This window comes from Streptomyces viridosporus (assembly GCF_002078235.1).
GTDB classification, from domain to species: Bacteria; Actinomycetota; Actinomycetes; order Streptomycetales; family Streptomycetaceae; genus Streptomyces; species Streptomyces viridosporus.
The window spans coordinates 1-16,983 of sequence record NZ_MSGP01000082.1; the positions used below are offsets into that span (position 1 = coordinate 1).

13 protein-coding genes and 2 pseudogenes are annotated in these 16,983 nt (G+C 73.1%); 7 read left to right on the plus strand and 8 right to left on the minus strand.

What is annotated here, in order from left to right:
- Both B7L92_RS06070 and B7L92_RS06075 read left to right on the plus strand, forming a co-directional pair.
- A pseudogene (locus B7L92_RS06070) lies at positions 1 to 343 on the plus strand (maleylpyruvate isomerase family mycothiol-dependent enzyme); the annotation flags it as partial.
- A gap of 137 nt (positions 344 to 480) precedes the next feature.
- Positions 481 to 1,269: an SAM-dependent methyltransferase gene (locus B7L92_RS06075; protein WP_081236443.1), complete on the plus strand. Its 789-nt coding sequence runs from the start codon at positions 481 to 483 to the stop codon at positions 1,267 to 1,269.
- A gap of 16 nt (positions 1,270 to 1,285) precedes the next feature.
- Here B7L92_RS06075 and B7L92_RS06080 read toward each other — a convergent pair whose 3' ends face one another.
- On the minus strand, positions 1,286 to 2,602 hold the full coding sequence (locus B7L92_RS06080; RefSeq protein WP_081236444.1) for an MFS transporter: 1,317 nt from the start codon (positions 2,600 to 2,602) through the stop codon (positions 1,286 to 1,288).
- Entirely contained in the window at positions 2,599 to 3,252 is a 654-nt protein-coding gene (locus B7L92_RS06085; RefSeq protein WP_081236445.1) for a GntR family transcriptional regulator, read from the minus strand. Before B7L92_RS06085 ends, B7L92_RS06080 begins: the two co-directional genes overlap by 4 nt.
- 205 nt (positions 3,253 to 3,457) lie before the next feature.
- Here B7L92_RS06085 and B7L92_RS06090 point away from each other — a divergent pair, with 205 nt between their 5' ends.
- A complete protein-coding gene (locus tag B7L92_RS06090; RefSeq protein ID WP_081236446.1) occupies positions 3,458 to 4,357 on the plus strand; it encodes a D-alanyl-D-alanine carboxypeptidase family protein in 900 nt (299 codons plus the stop codon).
- Between the two features lie 108 nt (positions 4,358 to 4,465).
- Positions 4,466 to 4,633, plus strand: a pseudogene (locus B7L92_RS43835) (GntR family transcriptional regulator); the annotation flags it as partial.
- 103 nt (positions 4,634 to 4,736) lie between these two features.
- Here the strand turns inward: B7L92_RS43835 and B7L92_RS06100 are convergent.
- Entirely contained in the window at positions 4,737 to 5,717 is a 981-nt protein-coding gene (locus tag B7L92_RS06100) for a helix-turn-helix domain-containing protein (protein ID WP_081236448.1), read from the minus strand.
- Positions 5,718 to 5,834: 117 nt separating this feature from the next.
- On the opposite strand from B7L92_RS06100, the gene B7L92_RS06105 reads away from it, so the two are divergent.
- Positions 5,835 to 6,863: a saccharopine dehydrogenase family protein gene (locus tag B7L92_RS06105; RefSeq protein WP_081236449.1), complete on the plus strand. Its 1,029-nt coding sequence runs from the start codon at positions 5,835 to 5,837 to the stop codon at positions 6,861 to 6,863.
- Positions 6,864 to 7,081: 218 nt separating this feature from the next.
- Here the strand turns inward: B7L92_RS06105 and B7L92_RS06110 are convergent, their stop codons facing one another.
- From B7L92_RS06110 to pdhA, 3 genes are read right to left on the minus strand one after another with little or no spacing between them, the layout of a single operon-like run.
- A complete protein-coding gene (locus tag B7L92_RS06110) occupies positions 7,082 to 8,542 on the minus strand; it encodes a dihydrolipoamide acetyltransferase family protein (protein WP_081236450.1) in 1,461 nt (486 codons plus the stop codon).
- An 11-nt stretch (positions 8,543 to 8,553) separates the two neighbouring features.
- Positions 8,554 to 9,546 carry an alpha-ketoacid dehydrogenase subunit beta gene (locus tag B7L92_RS06115; protein ID WP_081236451.1) on the minus strand — a complete coding sequence of 331 codons (993 nt, stop codon included), beginning with the start codon at positions 9,544 to 9,546 and terminating at the stop codon, positions 8,554 to 8,556.
- A 1-nt stretch (position 9,547) separates the two neighbouring features.
- A complete protein-coding gene (gene pdhA / locus B7L92_RS06120; protein WP_081236452.1) occupies positions 9,548 to 10,792 on the minus strand; it encodes a pyruvate dehydrogenase (acetyl-transferring) E1 component subunit alpha in 1,245 nt (414 codons plus the stop codon).
- A gap of 441 nt (positions 10,793 to 11,233) precedes the next feature.
- Between pdhA and B7L92_RS06125 the strand changes: the two genes are divergently transcribed.
- A complete protein-coding gene (locus B7L92_RS06125) occupies positions 11,234 to 12,265 on the plus strand; it encodes a phosphotransferase (protein WP_081236453.1) in 1,032 nt (343 codons plus the stop codon).
- Between the two features lie 27 nt (positions 12,266 to 12,292).
- Here the strand turns inward: B7L92_RS06125 and B7L92_RS06130 are convergent, their stop codons facing one another.
- A complete protein-coding gene (locus tag B7L92_RS06130) occupies positions 12,293 to 13,942 on the minus strand; it encodes a protein kinase domain-containing protein (protein ID WP_174703933.1) in 1,650 nt (549 codons plus the stop codon).
- Between the two features lie 346 nt (positions 13,943 to 14,288).
- Here B7L92_RS06130 and B7L92_RS06135 point away from each other — a divergent pair, with 346 nt between their 5' ends.
- The gene (locus B7L92_RS06135; RefSeq protein ID WP_081236454.1) at positions 14,289 to 15,926 is read left to right on the plus strand and encodes a protein kinase domain-containing protein; all 1,638 of its coding nucleotides are present in this window, start codon (positions 14,289 to 14,291) and stop codon (positions 15,924 to 15,926) included.
- 411 nt (positions 15,927 to 16,337) lie between these two features.
- Here B7L92_RS06135 and B7L92_RS06145 read toward each other — a convergent pair whose 3' ends face one another.
- Positions 16,338 to 16,877 (minus strand): bacterial proteasome activator family protein, encoded by a 540-nt coding sequence (locus B7L92_RS06145; protein WP_004985794.1) that lies wholly within the window; start codon positions 16,875 to 16,877, stop codon positions 16,338 to 16,340.
- Positions 16,878 to 16,983 lie beyond the last annotated feature (106 nt).

The window sequence follows — 16,983 nt, forward strand, 5'->3', positions numbered from 1 at the left end:
CCTCGACTCCCCCGGCGCGCACGTCGCGCGGGACGTGCTGCTGGACGAGCTGCCGCGCGTGGTGGCCGAGGACGCGCAGGCGCCGCGCAGCTCGGCCGTGGTCGTCGACGTCAGCGGCCCGGTGGAGTTCCTGCGCACGGTCCGCGTCGACATCCAGGGCCGCGGCACGCTGGAGACCGCCCCCGCGCTGGGCCCGGCCGCCACCCTCGCCCTGGACTGGGAGACCTACGTCCGCCTGGCCTGCGGCCGGGTGACGCCGGAGGCGGTGGCGGACCGGGTGAAGACGGAGGGCGACCCGGACCTGGCGGCGGCGATCCTGCGGCACTTCGTGCTGACGAAGTAGACGCAGCGGGAAACGGGACGGCGGAGGAGCGCCGGCCGGGGCGGGGTCCGCCGCGGCGGTGGCGGACGGCCGGCCGTGCCCCCTCCCGGCCGGAAATTCCCCGCGGGCCGGACCGTCGGCGCAGTAGCGTCCCGGCCATGACCGACCCACGCCCCCGGCCCGACGCGCCGTCCACCGGCCTTCCGCCCCGCCTCACCCGTCTCACCTTCCACGGCCCGCTCTCCGAGGCGCGGGCGGACCGCATGGTCGGGCGGCTGGCCGGGACGGCGCCCCGGACCGTGCTCGACATCGGCTGCGGCTGGGGCGAGCTGATGCTGCGCGTACTGGCCGCGGTCCCCGGCGCGACCGGCACCGGCCTGGACCTGAACGCCGACGACCTGGCCCGCGGCCGCCGCAACGCCGAGCGGCGGGAGCTGGCGGACCGGGTCGCGTTCCTGGAGGAGTCCGCGCAGGACACCTCCCGGGGCCCCGCCGACCTGGTGCTGTGCGTCGGCTCCAGCCAGGCCCTCGGTCCGGTCGAGCCGCCCCGTCACCTCCCCCGCGCCCTCGCCTCCTTGCGCCGTCTGGTCGGCGACGGCGGCCGGGTCCTGCTCGGCGAGGGCTTCTGGCAGCGCACCCCGACCGCGGCCGAGCTGTCCGGCATGTGGCCGGGCGCCCGTGCCGACGACCACCCGGACCTCGCGACCCTGCTCGACCTGGCGGTGGCCGCCGGGTTCCGGCCGGAGTGGACGGAGACCGCGAGCCCCGACGAGTGGGAGGAGTTCGAGTCGGCGTACCGGGCGGACGCGGAGGTGTGGCTGGCCGATCACGGTGATCATCCCCTGGCCGCCGAGACCCGCGAGCGGCTGGACCGGCACCGGGCACGGTGGATGAGCTACCGCGGCGTGCTGGGCCTGGCGTACCTCACCCTCGTGCCCGTGCGCTGAGCCGGTGCCGGTCCGCTCACGCGGGCACGTGCACCGTCTCCACCCGGCTGGCGACCAGCCGCTCCCGCTCCCTGCGCACCGCGCGCCCGCGCAGCCGCAGGATCTGGACGACCCCGAGGGTCTGGAGCAGGAAGACGGCGGAGAAGGCGACGGTGTAGTCGCCCGCGGTGGCGTCCAGCAGCACACCGATCGCGAACAGGGTGGTCATGGAGGCGATGAAGCCGCCCATGTTGGTGATGCCGGAGGCCGTGCCCTGCCGCTCCGGCGGGTTCGCCGGGCGGGCGAAGTCGAAGCCGATCATCGAGGCCGGTCCGCAGGCCCCCAGCACCGTGCACAGCACGATCAGCAGCCACATCGGCGCGGTGTCGGCGGGGTGGGCCAGGGTGGCGGCCCACAGCAGCGCCGTCGCCGCCACCGTGCCGAGCGCCAGGGGCAGCCGCGCCCCGTGGTGCCGGGCGACGATCTGGCCGTAGACGAGGCCGACGGCCATGTTGGACAGCACGACCAGGGTGAGCAGCTCGCCGGCCGTGGCCCGGGACAGGCCCTGGGCCTCGACGAGGAACGGCATCCCCCACAGCAGCAGGAACACCATCGCCGGGAACTGGGTGGTGAAGTGCACCCACATCCCGAGCCGCGTCCCCGGCTCCCGCCAGGAGGCGGCGATCTGGCGGCGCACGTAGGCGGCGCCCTGGTGCGGAACGGGCTGCGGTTCGTGGCCCTCGGGGTGGTCCTTGAGGAACAGCACCAGCAGCACGAAGACCACGACGCCGGCGAGCGCGCTGCCCGCGAACGCCGCCGTCCAGCCGACGCCGTGCAGCAGCCGGGCGATGACCAGCGTGGAGACGAGGTTGCCCGCCATGCCGGCCAGCCCCGCGAACTGCCCGACCAGCGGACCGCGCCGGGCCGGGAACCACCGGGTGCCCAGCCGCAGCACGCTGATGAACGTCAGCGCGTCCCCGCAGCCGAGCAGCGCGCGCGAGGCGAGCGCCATGCCGTACGTCGGGGAGAGCGCGAACCCGAGCTGCCCGGCCGTGAACAGCACGGCGCCCAGGCCCAGCACCTTCTTGGTGCCGAGCCGGTCGACCAGCAGCCCGACGGGTATCTGCATGCCCGCGTAGACCAGCAGTTGGAGGATGGAGAACGTGGACAGGGCGGAGGCGTTGACGCCGAAGCGGTCGACGGCGTCGAGACCGGCCACGCCCAGGGAGGTCCGGAAGATGACGGCGACGAAGTAGACCGCCACGCCGACGCCCCACACGGCCAGCGCGCGCCGCCCGCCCGGGGGCTCACCGGGCAGGGAGCCGACAGCCGGGCTCGTCTTGGCGTCGCTCATCGCACCTCCCCCCGGGCCAGGTGGGAGAGTCGGCCGACGTGCCGGCGGACGGTCCCGACGGCCGCCTCCGGGTCGCCGGAGCGCAGCGCCTCGAGGATCTCCTCGTGCTCGGCGAGGGTCTTGGCGATGCGGTCGGGGTGGGAGTGCATCACGGCGACGCCCATGCGCAGTTGGCGGTCGCGGAGCTGGTCGTAGAGGCGGGAGAGGATCTCGTTGCCGCCGCTGCGGACGATCTCGGCGTGGAAGCAGCGGTCGGTGACGGAGGCCGCGGCGAGGTCCCCGGCGGCGGCCTGCTCCTTCTGCCGGGCGAGCAGGTGCTCCAGGCGTTCGATGAGTGCGGGCGGTGCGGGCACGGCCTTCCGCGCGGCGTGCTCCTCGACGAGCAGCCGCGTCTCCACGACGTCGGCGATCTCCTGCGCGGAGACCGGCAGGACGAGGGCGCCCTTCTTCGGGTAGAGCTTGATCAGCCCCTCCGCCTCCAGCCGCAGCAGCGCCTCGCGCACCGGGGTGCGCGAGACCCCGACGTCCTCGGCCAGCTCCCCCTCGGTGAGCAGTGTCCCGCCCTCGTAACGGCGGTCCAGGACACCCTGCTTGACGTGGACGTAGACGCGGTCGGCTGCGGGGGGTTGCTTCACGGGGGCCACACTCATGCCGACAGGATAGATACAACACGTACGCGTGGAAGTATTCGTCCACGATGCGGACCTCGAAGCCCTTCACAAGCCGGGAAATTCACCCGTCGGCCGCACAACCATCTTCGCCGCACAGGAGTCAGACTCGTGCGGCCCTTCATGCGCGGTCGCGCCTCAATCCGGCCGCACCGTACGGCCATTCAAGGTAATCGGGGTATTTGACTTGAAGAACGGCATTCAGGGCATCCGTCTCCGCAGAGCCACCGGCGTCGCCGTGACCACCGGCGCCGTGATCGCCTCCGGATTCCTCTACGCTGTGCCCGCGCAGGCCGCCGCCGCGCCCTCGATCGTCGCCAAGGGCGGCTTCGTGATGAACGACGCGAACGGCAAGTCGCTGTACACCAAGGCGGCGGACACGCGCCGCTCCACCGGTTCGACGACGAAGATCATGACCGCGAAGGTCGTGCTCGCGCAGAAGAACCTGAACCTGGACGCCAAGGTCACGATCCAGATGGCGTACAGCGACTACATCGTGTCGAAGAACGCCTCGTCCGCCCGCCTGATCGTCGGCGACAAGGTGACCGTGCGCCAGCTGCTGTACGGGCTGATGCTGCCGTCCGGCTGCGACGCCGCGTACGCGCTCGCCGACAAGTTCGGTACGGGCTCGACGCGTTCGGCCCGCGTGAAGTCGTTCATCGGCAAGATGAACGCGGAGGCGAAGAAGCTGGGGCTGAAGAACACCCACTTCGACTCGTTCGACGGCATCGGCAACGGCAAGAACTACTCCACGCCGCGCGACCTGACGAAGATCGCCAGCAGCGCGATGAAGAACTCCACGTTCCGCACGATCGTCAAGACGAAGAAGTACACGGCGAAGACGACCACGAAGACGGGCAGCACCCGCACGATGGCGCCGTGGACCAACACCAACACGCTGCTCGGCAACTACAGCGGCACGATCGGCGTGAAGACCGGCTCGGGCTCGACGTCCAAGTACTGCCTGGTCTTCGCCGCGACGCGGAACGGCAAGACGGTCATCGGCACGGTGCTCACCTCCTCCTCGGCCGCCCAGCGCGAGACGGACGCGAAGAAGCTCCTGGGCTACGGCTTCAGCAAGGTCTGACCCGCGGACGCACGCCCCCGCGGACGCACGCCCCCCGGGGGCTCACCGGTGCCGGTGGGCCCCTGTTCCGTGCGGTCGGGTGAGCACGTGGGACCAGAAGCGGGCCCTGTGGAACTTCGCTCCGGTGCGGACCGAGCCGGCCCGGCCGGAGAAGCCGACCGGGTCGCTCCACCAGGTCGCCGCGCTCGGGGCGTCCACGTCGAGCAGGGTGTCCTGAACCGCCGTCACGAGGGCGGGACACTGCTCACCGAGGGGGAGCCGGCCGAGGACGTCGGCGGCGGGCCGCCGTGCGTGCTCGGCACGAACGGATTGATGCCGCCGCCGTTCCGGTGGCTGTCGCCCGTGGTCCCGGCCCCGAGCGTGCGCCCGCGGAACCGGTTCAGGGCCGGGAGTGCCGCTCGCCGCTGTCGGGCCCGGGGCGGTTCCTCGCACGGAACGTGCGGCGGTAGGTGTCCGGGGGCACGCCGACCGTGCGGTGGAAGTGCCGGCGCAGCGTCGCGGCGGTCCCCATGCCGGTGGCCGCCGCGACGGTCTCGATGCCGTCGTCGGTGGTCTCCAGCAACTCCTGGGCACGCCGGATCCGTTGGGTCAGCAGCCACTGCAGCGGAGTGGTACCGGTCGCCGCCTTGAAGTGGCGGCCCAGGTGGCGCGAGCTCATCCGGGCCCGGCGGGCCAGGTCCTCCACGGTCAGCGGCCGGTCGAGCCGTTCGAGCACCCAGGGGAGCAGTTCGGCGAGGGGATGGTGGTCCGGGGCGGGGACCGGGGTGGTGACGAACTGGGCCTGCCCGCCGTCCCGGTGCGGCGGCACGACCAGGCGGCGGGCGACCGCGTTGGCGACCGACGAACCGCGGTCGAGCCGGACCAGGTGCAGGCACAGGTCCATGGCGGCGGCCTTGCCGGCGGAGGTGAGCACGCGGCCGTTGTCCACGTAGAGGACGTCCGGGTCCACCTCGACCTCCGGGTGGCGGGCGGCCAGGACCTCGGTGTGCGCCCAGTGCGTGGTCGCGCGGAGCCCGTCCAGCAGGCCCGCGGCGGCCAGCACGAAGGCACCCGTGCACAGGGAGACCAGGCGTGCGCCCGCCTCGTGGGCCGCGCGCACCGCGTCGACCAGGTCGGCGGGCGGCTCCTCGTCGACGTCGGCCCAGCCCGGGACGATCACGGTGTCGGCGCGGGGCAGTCGGTCGAGTCCGTGATCGGGCTCGAGCAGGAACCGGCCGGCCCGCACCGGGCCCGGCCCGCAGACGACGAGGTCGTACCAGGGCCCCGCCACACCGTCCGGGGCGGCTCCGAACACCTCGTGCGCCAGGGCCAGTTCGAAGTGCAGCATCCCGTCGGTGACGGCCAGCGCGACAGTGTCCATGTCCGGAAGTGTACGGGGCGTGTCGTTCCGGACACTCGTGGGGGACGCCGGCCCTCGCCAGGATGGTCGCGACGGAACCGGACGGTTCGGCGGATCATTCGAGCGGGGGAGACACCCATGTCGGCAGGGCTCAAGGTCGCGGTGTACGGCGCGTACGGGCACACCGGGCGCTTCGTGGTGGCGCGGTTGCGGGAGCGCGGGTTCGTCCCGGTGCTCTCCGGCCGCGACGCCGACAAGCTGAAGGCGTCGGCGTACGGGACCGGGTCGGACGCCCGCCCGGCGGCGGTCGACGACCCCGCCTCGCTCGACCGCGCGCTGGCCGGCACGGCAGCCGTGATCAACTGTGCCGGCCCCTTCGCCACGACGGCCGCCCCCGTGATCGAGGCGGCCCTGCGCGCCGGGATCCCCTACGTGGACGTGGCGGCCGAGATCGAGGCCGTCGCCGACACGTTCGCGCACTTCACGGACCGCGCCCGCGCCGCGGGAGCCGTGATCGTCCCCGCGATGGCCTTCTACGGCGGCCTCGGCGACCTGCTGGTCACCGCCGCGATGGGCGACTGGACGGCGGCCGACGAGGCGCACGTCGCCTACGGGCTGAGCGGCTGGCACCCCACCGCCGGGACGCGCGCCGCGGGCGCGGTCTCCCGGCAGCGGCGGGACGGCCGGAACGTCCGCCACCGGAACGGCCGGCTGGAGTACCACCGGGACGAACTGCCCACCCTGGAATGGCCCTTCCCCGCCCCGATGGGCCCCCGGACCGTCCTCGGGGACTTCACGATGGCCGACGTCGTCACCGTCCCCAGCCACCTGTCCGTTCCCGAGGTGCGCACCCACATGGCGGTCGAGGCGGCCAGGGACATCGCGGCCCCCGGCACCCCGGCACCGGCCCCGGTCGACGAGCACGGGCGGTCCGCGCAGACCTTCCTCGTCGACGCCGTGGTCCGCTCCGGCGGCGACGAACGGCGCGCCGTGGCGCGGGGGCAGGACATCTACGCCGTCACCGCGCCGCTCGCCGTGGAAGCGGTCGACCGCATCCTCACCGGCCGGACCGGGACGACCGGGGTCGCCTCCGCCGGCGAGATCTTCGACGCACCCGACTTCCTGCGCGCGCTGGCTCCGCACGTCACCGTGGACCTGCTCCCGTAACGGGTGACGAGCGCTCCCGGGGCGCTTCGGCCGGGAAGACCGTGCCCCGGCGGTTCACTTCGCGGCGGCCCCCGCGGGGAACGCCGCCCGGGCGGACGCCCCGTGAGGCGCCCCGGAACCGTGGAGACCGCCGGAACCGGTGGCATCCGTCAGGGGGCCGGGGCAGCCGACGGAGCCGCCTCCCCCGTGTCGCGGGGGAGGCGGCTCCGTCGTCGTGTCTACGCCCAGGTGATCAGCCGCTTCGGCTGTTCCAGGATCGCGGCCACGTCGGCCAGGACCTTGGAGCCCAGTTCCCCGTCGACCAGGCGGTGGTCGAAGGAGAGGGCCAGGGTGGTGACCTGGCGGGGCTTCACCTTGCCCTTGTGGACCCACGGCTGGGGCTTGATCGCACCGACCGCGAGGATCGCGGACTCGCCGGGGTTGAGGATCGGCGTGCCCGTGTCGACGCCGAAGACGCCGACGTTGGTGATGGTGACCGTGCCGCCCTGCATCGCGGACGGGGAGGTCCTGCCCTCCCGGGCCGTGGACACCAGTTCACCCAGGGACTCGGCCAGTTGGGGCAGGGTCTTGGCGTGGGCGTCCTTGATGTTCGGGACGATCAGGCCGCGCGGGGTGGCCGCCGCGATGCCCAGGTTGACGTAGTGCTTGACCACGATCTCCTGGGCCGCCTCGTCCCAGGAGGCGTTGATCTCGGGGTTGCGCCGGATCGCGACCAGCAGGGCCTTGGCGATCAGCAGGAGGGGGTTCACCCGCAGGCCGCCGAACTCCTTGTCCTGCTTGAGCTCCTCGACCAGCTTCATCGTGCGGGTCACGTCGACCGTCACGAACTCCGTGACGTGCGGCGCGGTGAACGCCGAACCGACCATCGCCGCCGCCGTGGCCTTGCGGACGCCCTTGACCGGGATGCGGGTCTCGCGGGCGGTGTCGTACGACGCCGGCGCGGGTGCGGCGGCGGGCGCGACAGGTGCCGGGGCGGGGGCCTGGGCCTCCGGCTCGGGAGCCCGGGCCCGCGTCGCGGAGACCGCCGCGTGGACGTCCTCGCGGGTGATGATGCCGTCCGGGCCGGTCGGGGTGACCGTGGCCAGGTCGATGCCGAGGTCCTTCGCCAGCTTGCGCACCGGCGGCTTGGCCAGCGGGCGCTGCCGCGCCGCGGCCGGTTCGGCGACCGGCTCCGGGGCCGGCGTGCGGCCGTTCAGTTCCGCCTGGACGGACACCGCCGCCTGCCCGGCGGGGGCCTCCGGTGCGGCCTTGCGCGGGCGGCGGCGCGTGGCGGACGTCGCCACGCCGTAGCCGACCAGCACGGGCTGGCGGCCCGAACCCTCGGCCTTCGGTTCCTGCGGTTCCTGCGGTTCCTGCGGGGCCGGAGCGGGCTCCGCCTCCGCCGCGGGTGCGGGGGCGCCGGCCGCCGGTGCCGCGCCGCCCGCGACCTCCACCGCGATGATGGACGTGCCCACGTCCACCGTGGTGCCCTCGGGGAAGTGCAGCGCGCGGACCACGCCGTCGTAGGGGATGGGCAGCTCGACGGCCGCCTTCGCCGTCTCGACCTCGCAGACCACCTGGCCGTCGGTGACCGTGTCACCCGGCTGGACGTACCACTTGAGGATCTCGGCCTCGGTGAGGCCCTCGCCCACGTCCGGCATCCTGAACTCGCGTACGGACGCGTTCGTCATCGTCGTCACGACCCTCTCCCTCAGTACGCCAGCGAGCGGTCGACGGCGTCCAGCACCCGGTCGAGGTCCGGGAGGTAGGACTCCTCCAGCCGGGCCGGCGGGTACGGGGCGTGGTAGCCGCCCACCCGCAGCACCGGGGCCTCCAGGTGGTAGAAGCAGCGCTCCGTGATCCGCGCGGCGATCTCCGCGCCGGAGCCGAAGAACACCGGGGCCTCGTGGACGACGACCAGACGACGCGTCCTCTCCACCGACGCCTGGATCGCGTCGAAGTCGATCGGGGAGACCGAGCGCAGGTCCAGCACCTCCAGGGAGCGGCCCTCCTCGGCCGCCGCGGCCGCGACCTCCTGGCACAGCTTCACCATCGGGCCGTAGGCGGCCAGGGTGAGGTCCGTGCCCCCGCGGACCACGCGCGCGGCGTGCAGCGGTCCGGGGATCGCCTCGGTGTCCACCTCGGCCTTGTCCCAGTAGCGCCGCTTGGGCTCAAAGAAGATCACCGGGTCGTCGCTCTGGATGGCCTGCTGCATCATCCAGTACGCGTCCGACGCGTCCGACGGGGAGACGATCTTCAGGCCCGCCACGTGCGCGAACAGGGCCTCGGGGGACTCGGAGTGGTGCTCCACCGCGCCGATGCCGCCGCCGTAGGGGATGCGCACCACGACCGGGAGCTTGACCTTGCCCAGCGAGCGGGCGTGCATCTTCGCGAGCTGCGTGACGATCTGGTCGTACGCCGGGAAGACGAAGCCGTCGAACTGGATCTCCACCACCGGGCGGTAGCCGCGCAGGGCCAGGCCGATCGCCGTGCCGACGATGCCCGACTCGGCGAGCGGGGTGTCGATGACGCGGCTCTCGCCGAAGTCCTTCTGCAGCCCGTCCGTCACCCGGAACACGCCGCCGAGCTTGCCGACGTCCTCGCCCATGATCAGGACCTTGGGGTCCGTGTCCAGGGCCCGGCGCAGCGACTCGTTGATCGCCTTGGCCAGGGCCATGTTCTTGGATGTCACGGTCTGCGCCATGTCACTTCCCCCCGTCCGCGTCGGCGAACGACGCCTGGTAGGCGGCGAACTGCGCCCGCTCCTCGTCCACGAGGGCGTGTCCGTCCGCGTACACGTTCTCGAAGATGGCGAAGAGGTCCGGGTCCGGCATGGCGCGGACCGCCTCGCGCACTCGTCTGCCCAACGTCTCGCTCTCGGTCTCCAGTTCCGCGAAGAACCCCTCGTCCGCGTGGCCGGAGGACTCCAGGTGGCGGCGCAGGCGCAGGATCGGGTCCTTGGCCTCCCAGGCCAGCCGCTCCTCGTCGCCCCGGTACCGGGTGGGGTCGTCGGAGGTGGTGTGGGCGCCCATCCGGTAGGTGAACGCCTCGACCAGCGTCGGGCCCTCACCGGCGCGGGCCCGCTCCAGGGCCCACTTGGTGACGGCCAGGTTGGCCAGGACGTCGTTGCCGTCCACCCGGATGCCCGGGAAGCCGAAGCCCTGCGCGCGCTGGTACAGCGGGACGCGGGACTGCTTCTCGGTGGGCTCGGAGATCGCCCACTGGTTGTTCTGGCAGAAGAACACCACGGGGGCGTTGTAGACCGCGGAGAAGGTGAAGGCCTCGGCCACGTCGCCCTGGCTGGAGGCGCCGTCGCCGAAGTAGGCGATGACCGCGCTGTCCGCGCCGTCCTTGGTGATGCCCATCGCGTAGCCCGTGGCGTGCAGCGCCTGGGAGCCGATGACGATCGTGTAGAGGTGGAAGTTGTTGCCGTTCGGGTCCCAGCCGCCGTTGTTGACGCCGCGGAACATGCCGAGCAGGTTGGTCGGGTCCACCCCGCGGCACCAGGCCACGCCGTGCTCGCGGTAGGTGGGGAAGACGTAGTCGTCGTCGCGCAGGGCCCGGCCGGAGCCGATCTGCGCCGCCTCCTGGCCGAGCAGCGAGGCCCACAGGCCCAGCTCGCCCTGGCGCTGCAGGGAGGTGGCCTCGGCGTCGAAGCGGCGGGTGAGCACCATGTCGCGGTACAGGCCGCGCAGCTCCTCGGCCGTGACGCCGGCGACGTACGGGTCGAACTCGGCGTTCTTGACCCGCTTGCCCTCGGGCGTCAGCAGCTGGACGAGGGAGGGCTCGGCGCTCTTCCCGGTGCTCTTCCCGGCGCCGGTGGCCTTCTTGGCGCCGGTGGCCTTCTTGGCGGCACCGGCGGTGCCTGCGGTGCGTTTGGCGCCGGTGGTGCCGGCCTTGGTCCCGGCGCTGCGTCGCGGTGTGCGCGCGGCAGTGCTCTCCACGGTCACGTGTGCTCCTCCGTCGGTCCGACCCCCGGGATTGCCGGTAGGCCTGGGGTCCCCCCTGCTCGTTTAGAGCCGGGGGGAGCGGCTCACCTTTTCTCGGCCACCGGGCACGGGGTGGGTGCCACTCGGCCGGGAACAGGCGTGACAGGTGCCCCGGCGAGCGACCTGCAACAAGCACGTTACCCAGAGTTCCACATTTCTGTGAAACCCCCTCTGACCTGCGTTTTTGCTTGGATTTCCAAGTAAATCCACAGGAGCTGGAAGGTGCGCTGGTCACAGCCTCGCAGGAGGCCGGAGCAACGGCACGTTATCCCGGCCACCCCGGACACGGGAAGAGCCGCGCCCCACGACCGGCGTCGCTTCGAGCACCCTCGGTGATCATAAATGACCGCGTGTGACAAGGCCCAGCTCAGAGGCGCCGGGGGTTGCCCTAGCATCTGCCGCGTGTCGCCCCTCCGTGTACCACCCTCCGTACCGAACGCGCCCCCACTGGGCGCCCTGCTGCGCCGGTACGCCGCCGGCTCGCCCCTCAGCTGCCGACCGGTCGACGAAGGGCTGCTCAACCGCGGCTACCGGCTGTGCACGACGCGCGGCCGGTTCTTCCTCAAGCACCACTTCGACCCGGAGACCGCCGATCCGGCGGCCATCGTCCGCCAGCACCGGGCCACCCGGCGCCTGGCCGACCTCGGGGTGCCGGTGGCCCCGCCGCTGGTCGGCCGGGACGGGCGCACCGTCGCGGTCGTCGGCGGCCACGCGTACGCCCTGCACCCGTGGATCGACGGCCGGCACCGGCACGGCGGACAGCTCACGCCGGGCCAGTGCGGACGGCTGGGGTCGCTGCTGGGGGCGGTGCACGCCGGGCTGGAGCGCGTGATGCCGGCGCACGCGCGCACCGGCCCGGCCCCCGCGGAGAGCGCCGACCCGGCGGACACCTTCGCGCTCATCGACGACCTGCTCACCCGGGTGCGCCGGCACCGGCCCGCCGACTCCTTCGACGCCCTCGCCCGGCACCGCCTGCTCGAGCGCCGCGCCCTCCTGGAGCGGCACGCCGACCGGCGTCCGCCGCGCGGGGGCGCGGTGGGGTGGGTGCACGGGGACTTCCACCCGTTCAACGTGCTCTACCGGGGGGACGTGCCCGCCGCGATCGTCGACTGGGACCGGCTGGGCGTGCGGCCCCGCGCGGAGGAGGCCGTACGCGCCGCGGCGATCTTCTTCGTCCGGCCGACGGGCACGCTCGACCTGCGCAGGGTGCGGTCCTACGCGCGCGCGTACCGGCGCGCCTCGGGGGCGACGCCCTCCCAGCTGGCGGCGGCGGTGCACCGGGTGTGGTGGGAGCGCCTCAACGACTTCTGGATGCTCCGCTGGCACTACGAACGCGGTGACACCCGCGCGGACTCCCAGTTCCCGGCCGCCGCGGCCCTGGCGGTGTGGTGGACCCGGGAGTACGACGCGGTGCGCGGGGCGTTCACGGGGTGAGGGACCGCCGCCCCGCGGGGGCGCGGGTCAGCCGCCCACGGCTCCGGTCACCCCGGGCTCGCCGGCCGCTCCGCCCGCGTCCGCGCCGCCGGCGTCGGCGCCGCCGTTGTTCGCCCCGCCGTTGTTCGCGCCACCGGGGTTCGTGCCACCGGTGTCGGTGCCGCCGGTGTCCGTGCCCCCGGTGTCGGTGCCGCCGGCGTCGGTGCCGCCCGTCTCGGTCGGCTGCGAGGGCGGCGGCGTGTTGCTCGGCTCCTCGGTCTGCGGCTGCGACGGCGTCTGGGACGGGGTGTACGACCGGTCCCAGTTGCCGCCGGAGCCGTTGCCGTTGCCGGTTCCGGTCCCGGGGTTCTGGTCGGTCGGCTCCTCGGTCTCCTCGTCGCTCGGGGACTCGCTGGCCGGGTCGTCCTCGGTGGACTGCGAGACGGACGGCGACGTGGCGGGCTCCTTCTTGTCGCCGCCCCCGCCGCCGGTGTTCAGCGCCAGCGCGACGCCCGCCGTGACGGCGATCACCGCGAGCACCGCGAGGATCCACAGCTTGCCGCGCCCGCTGCCCTGGTTGCCGTGGCCCTCGAAGCCGCCGTCGTCCCCGCTGCCGTACCCGGCGGGCAGGATCGGCTGCGGGATCGCCGCCGTGCCGGAGACGTCCGGGTGCGGCATCACGGTCGTGCCCGCGAAGCCCGCCGCCGGGGTGTGCCGGCCCTCGTGGGCCTCCACCGGGCCGGTGTTCCAGGTGCCGGTGTGGCCGCCCTGCTCGTAGAGCATCTGCAGCGCGTACTGGACCAGTCCGCGCATCTCCTCGGCCGTCTGGAAACGGTCGTCGGGGTCCTTGGCCAGGGAGCGCATCACCATCCCGTCCAGCTCGGGCGGGCAGGCGTCCGAGACCTCCGAGGGGGGCGTCGGGATGTCCTGGACGTGCTGGTAGACCACCGACAACGGCGTCTCCCCGGTGAACGGGGGCCGCAGCGCCAGCAGTTCGTACATCATGCAGCCGGTGGCGTACAGGTCGGAGCGGTGGTCGACGGCCTTGCCGAGCGCCTGCTCCGGCGAGAGGTACTGCGGGGTGCCCATGACCATGCCGGTCTGCGTCATCGTCGTGGACGCGCCGTGCATGGCGCGGGCGATGCCGAAGTCCATCACCTTCACGGCGCCGTTGTTGGTGATGATGACGTTGGCGGGCTTGATGTCGCGGTGCACGATGTTGTGCTGGTGCGAGTAGGCCAGCGCCTCCAGCACGCCCGAGACGATGATCAGCGCCTGCTCGGGGCCCGGCGCCTCGGCGTTCATCAGCAGGTCGCGGATGGTGCGGCCCTCGACCAGCTCCATCACGATGTACGGGACCGCCTGGCCGCCGACGGTGTCCTCGCCGGAGTCGTACACGGCGACGATGGCATGGTGGTTGAGGCCGGCCACCGACTGCGCCTCACGTGTGAAGCGGGCCTTGGAGGTCGGGTCCTCGGCGAGGTCGGAGCGCAGCAGCTTGACGGCGACCGTGCGTCCGAGCCGCACGTCCTCGGCCGCGAACACCTCGGCCATGCCGCCCCGGCCGAGTCTGTGCGTCAACCGGTACCGGCCGTCGCCGACGAGCCCGCCGTTGCCCCAGGTCTCCGGCGCGTCCGACATGCCGCCGCCAGTCGCCTCGGGGTCGGACGGGCCCTGAGCGCGCTGCTGCTGTGCCATCAGTCCTCGCCGTCGTTTCTGCCCGCGGTGCGCGCGGTGTTGTCACGGTCTCCGTCGGCCACGCTACAGCCTCCGCGCAAGCCTCCGGTCCGGGACGGGCTGCCGGAACCGGCACGAGACGGACCGGCCATGAAACCCGCTCTCCGTACTGTCGTGCAAATTCTGCGTACCGCTCGCGCGACCCCTGTAACGCTTCCGCGACACTTCTTTCGCGTACGGTCACGGAACGGGCCCCGTGCTTGACGTGCCGATGGCCTGGGGCAGACTTGGCCGGGAATAGCACAGGGGATCTACGACGGGTCGGTCACCGAAGGCGGCGCCGGAGAGGCTACGGGGGACGCGGAACATGAGCCAGGACGGCGCACAGGGCCACAACGCGGGGCGGGCTCTCGCCGGCGGGCGGTACCAACTGCGGGACCTGCTCGGCCAGGGCGGCATGGCCTCGGTGCACCTCGCCTACGACAGCGTGCTCGACCGCCAGGTCGCCATCAAGACGTTGCACACGGAACTCGGCCGGGAACAGGCCTTCCGCGAGCGCTTCCGCCGCGAGGCCCAGTCCGTGGCGAAGCTCACGCACACCAACATCGTGTCGGTCTTCGACACCGGCGAGGACGACGTCGACGGCATGACGACGCCGTACATCGTCATGGAGTACGTCGAGGGCCGCCCGCTGGGCTCGGTGCTCGACGAGGACGTGCGGCAGTACGGCGCGATGCCCGCCGACAAGGCGCTGAAGATCACCGCGGACGTGCTGGCGGCCCTGGAGATCAGCCACGAGATGGGGCTGGTCCACCGGGACATCAAGCCGGGCAACGTGATGATGACCAAGCGCGGCGTGGTCAAGGTGATGGACTTCGGCATCGCCCGCGCCATGCAGTCCGGCGTGACGTCGATGACGCAGACCGGCATGGTCGTCGGCACCCCGCAGTACCTCTCGCCGGAGCAGGCGCTCGGCCGGGGCGTGGACGCGCGCAGCGACCTGTACTCGGTCGGCATCATGCTGTTCCAGTTGGTCACCGGACGGCTGCCGTTCGAGGCGGACTCGCCGCTGGCCATCGCGTACGCGCACGTGCAGGAGGAGCCCCCGACGGCGTCCTCGATCAACCGTTCGCTGCCGCCGGCCGTGGACGCGCTGATCACCCGCGCGCTGAAGAAGAACCCGAACGAGCGTTTCCCCAGCGCGGAGGCCATGCGCGGCGAGTGCCTGCGGGTGGCGCAGTCCTTCCGGGCGGCCCCGCCGAGCATCGTCCCGGGCACCCAGATGCCCAGCGGCGCGGGCGTCGGCTCCGCGGTGTTCCCGCCGGTCGACCAGACGAACCCGGCGTCCGCGGGCAACGTCCGGACGCCGTACCAGCCGGCCCCGCACCCGAATCCGTACGGCGCCCCGGCGCCGTCCCCCGCGTACGGCTATCCGCAGCAGGGCGGCTACGGGACACCGCCCGCCCCGTCGGCGTACTCCCCGCACCAGGGTCCGTCGACCCCGCCGCCGTACACCATTTCGCCGCAGACCTCGATCCAGGGCGGCCCGGGCGGCGGCCGGAACAACAAGCCGGTGGTCATCGGCTCGATCGTCGTGTCCCTCCTCGCCGTCGGCGGCCTGGTCGCGGCGCTGACGCTGAACGGCGGAGGCGAGGAGAACCAGGGCGGGGGCGCCGCGCCGTCGGCGTCGACGAGCGGCAAGGCGGAGGGCTACCGCGGGCCGGACACGACGAAGACGATCGACTCGGACGAGTGCGAGGAGCCGCGGGAGTCGCACAACGACCCCGACAAGATCCAGATCCCGAACTTCAAGTTCAAGAACATCAAGTCGGTCAAGGAGTGCTTCCAGGCGGCCGGCTGGCAGTACGAGGTCATCCCCGTCGACGAGAACACCTACGGCGACGGCGCGGTCATGAGACAGATCCCGAGCGCCGACACGGATGTCGACGAGGACGACGTGCCCAAGATCCAGCTCTACGTCTCGACGGGCAACCCCCCTCAGTGACCCGGGGGACCGCCCCGGCCCGGTGATCCGGCCGGGGCCCGCGGCCCGCAGCCGTCTGGAGCCGCCCCGTCGGGCTCGCGCGCGGTCGGCGGCCGGGCTCGGCGGGAGGTGCTGCCGTCCCGGGCGGACCCGCCGCCGCAGCCCGGCGCCGTGTTCCCCTCGAAGACGCGGCCCGGGACGCGCAGCGCCCCGGTGCCGCGGGTGTCCCGCAGCGGGGTCACCCCTTCGCCGGTGGTGCCGGCGACGCGTGCGGCGATCACCCCGGCCGGCCGGCCCGCGGCCCTCCGGCCCCAGCGATCACCGCAGGCGTTCGGCTCTCCCGGCGCCCCGGTGACCGGCGGTCACCGGGGCGGTGTCCCGCCGTCGGCCGTGCACGAGTCCGGCCGTACGCCCGGAGCTCCCTCTGGAGGTCTAGAGGTACGGTCCGCCCGAGCGGGTGCCCGGGTGGGGGTCGTCGTGGCCGTCGCCGATGCCGGGCGGCAGGGCGCGGCGCATCTGTTCCAGCTGGGCGCGTGCGGCCATCTGCTGGGCGAAGAGCGTGGTCTGGATCCCGTGGAACAGGCCCTCCAGCCAGCCCACCAGCTGGGCCTGCGCGATCCGCAGTTCGGCGTCGCTCGGGGTCGCCTCGTCCGTGAAGGGCAGGGAGAGCCGCTCCAGCTCCTCGACCAGCTCGGGTGCCAGACCGTCCTCCAGCTCCTTCACCGAGCTGGCGTGGATCTCCTTGAGCCGGGCCCGGCTGGCCTCGTCCAGAGGAGCGGCGCGCACCTCCTCCAGCAGCTGCTTGATCATGCTGCCGATCCGCATGACCTTCGCGGGCTGCTCCACCTGCTCCGTCACCGGTGTCTCACGGGAGTCCTCGTCCCCGGCGCCGCCACCGAGCGCCATGCCGTCCTGGCCCACGACCAGGATCTGCGGCTTCTCCGGCGACCGTTCGTTCCTCGGCATCTCCATACCGCCATTCTCTCGCACCCCGTCGGCTCCCCGTGGCGGCGCCCCCCGGAGGGACCCGTTCCACCGTGCCGGGGCGGCCGGACGCGCCGCCCCGGCACGGTGGAAC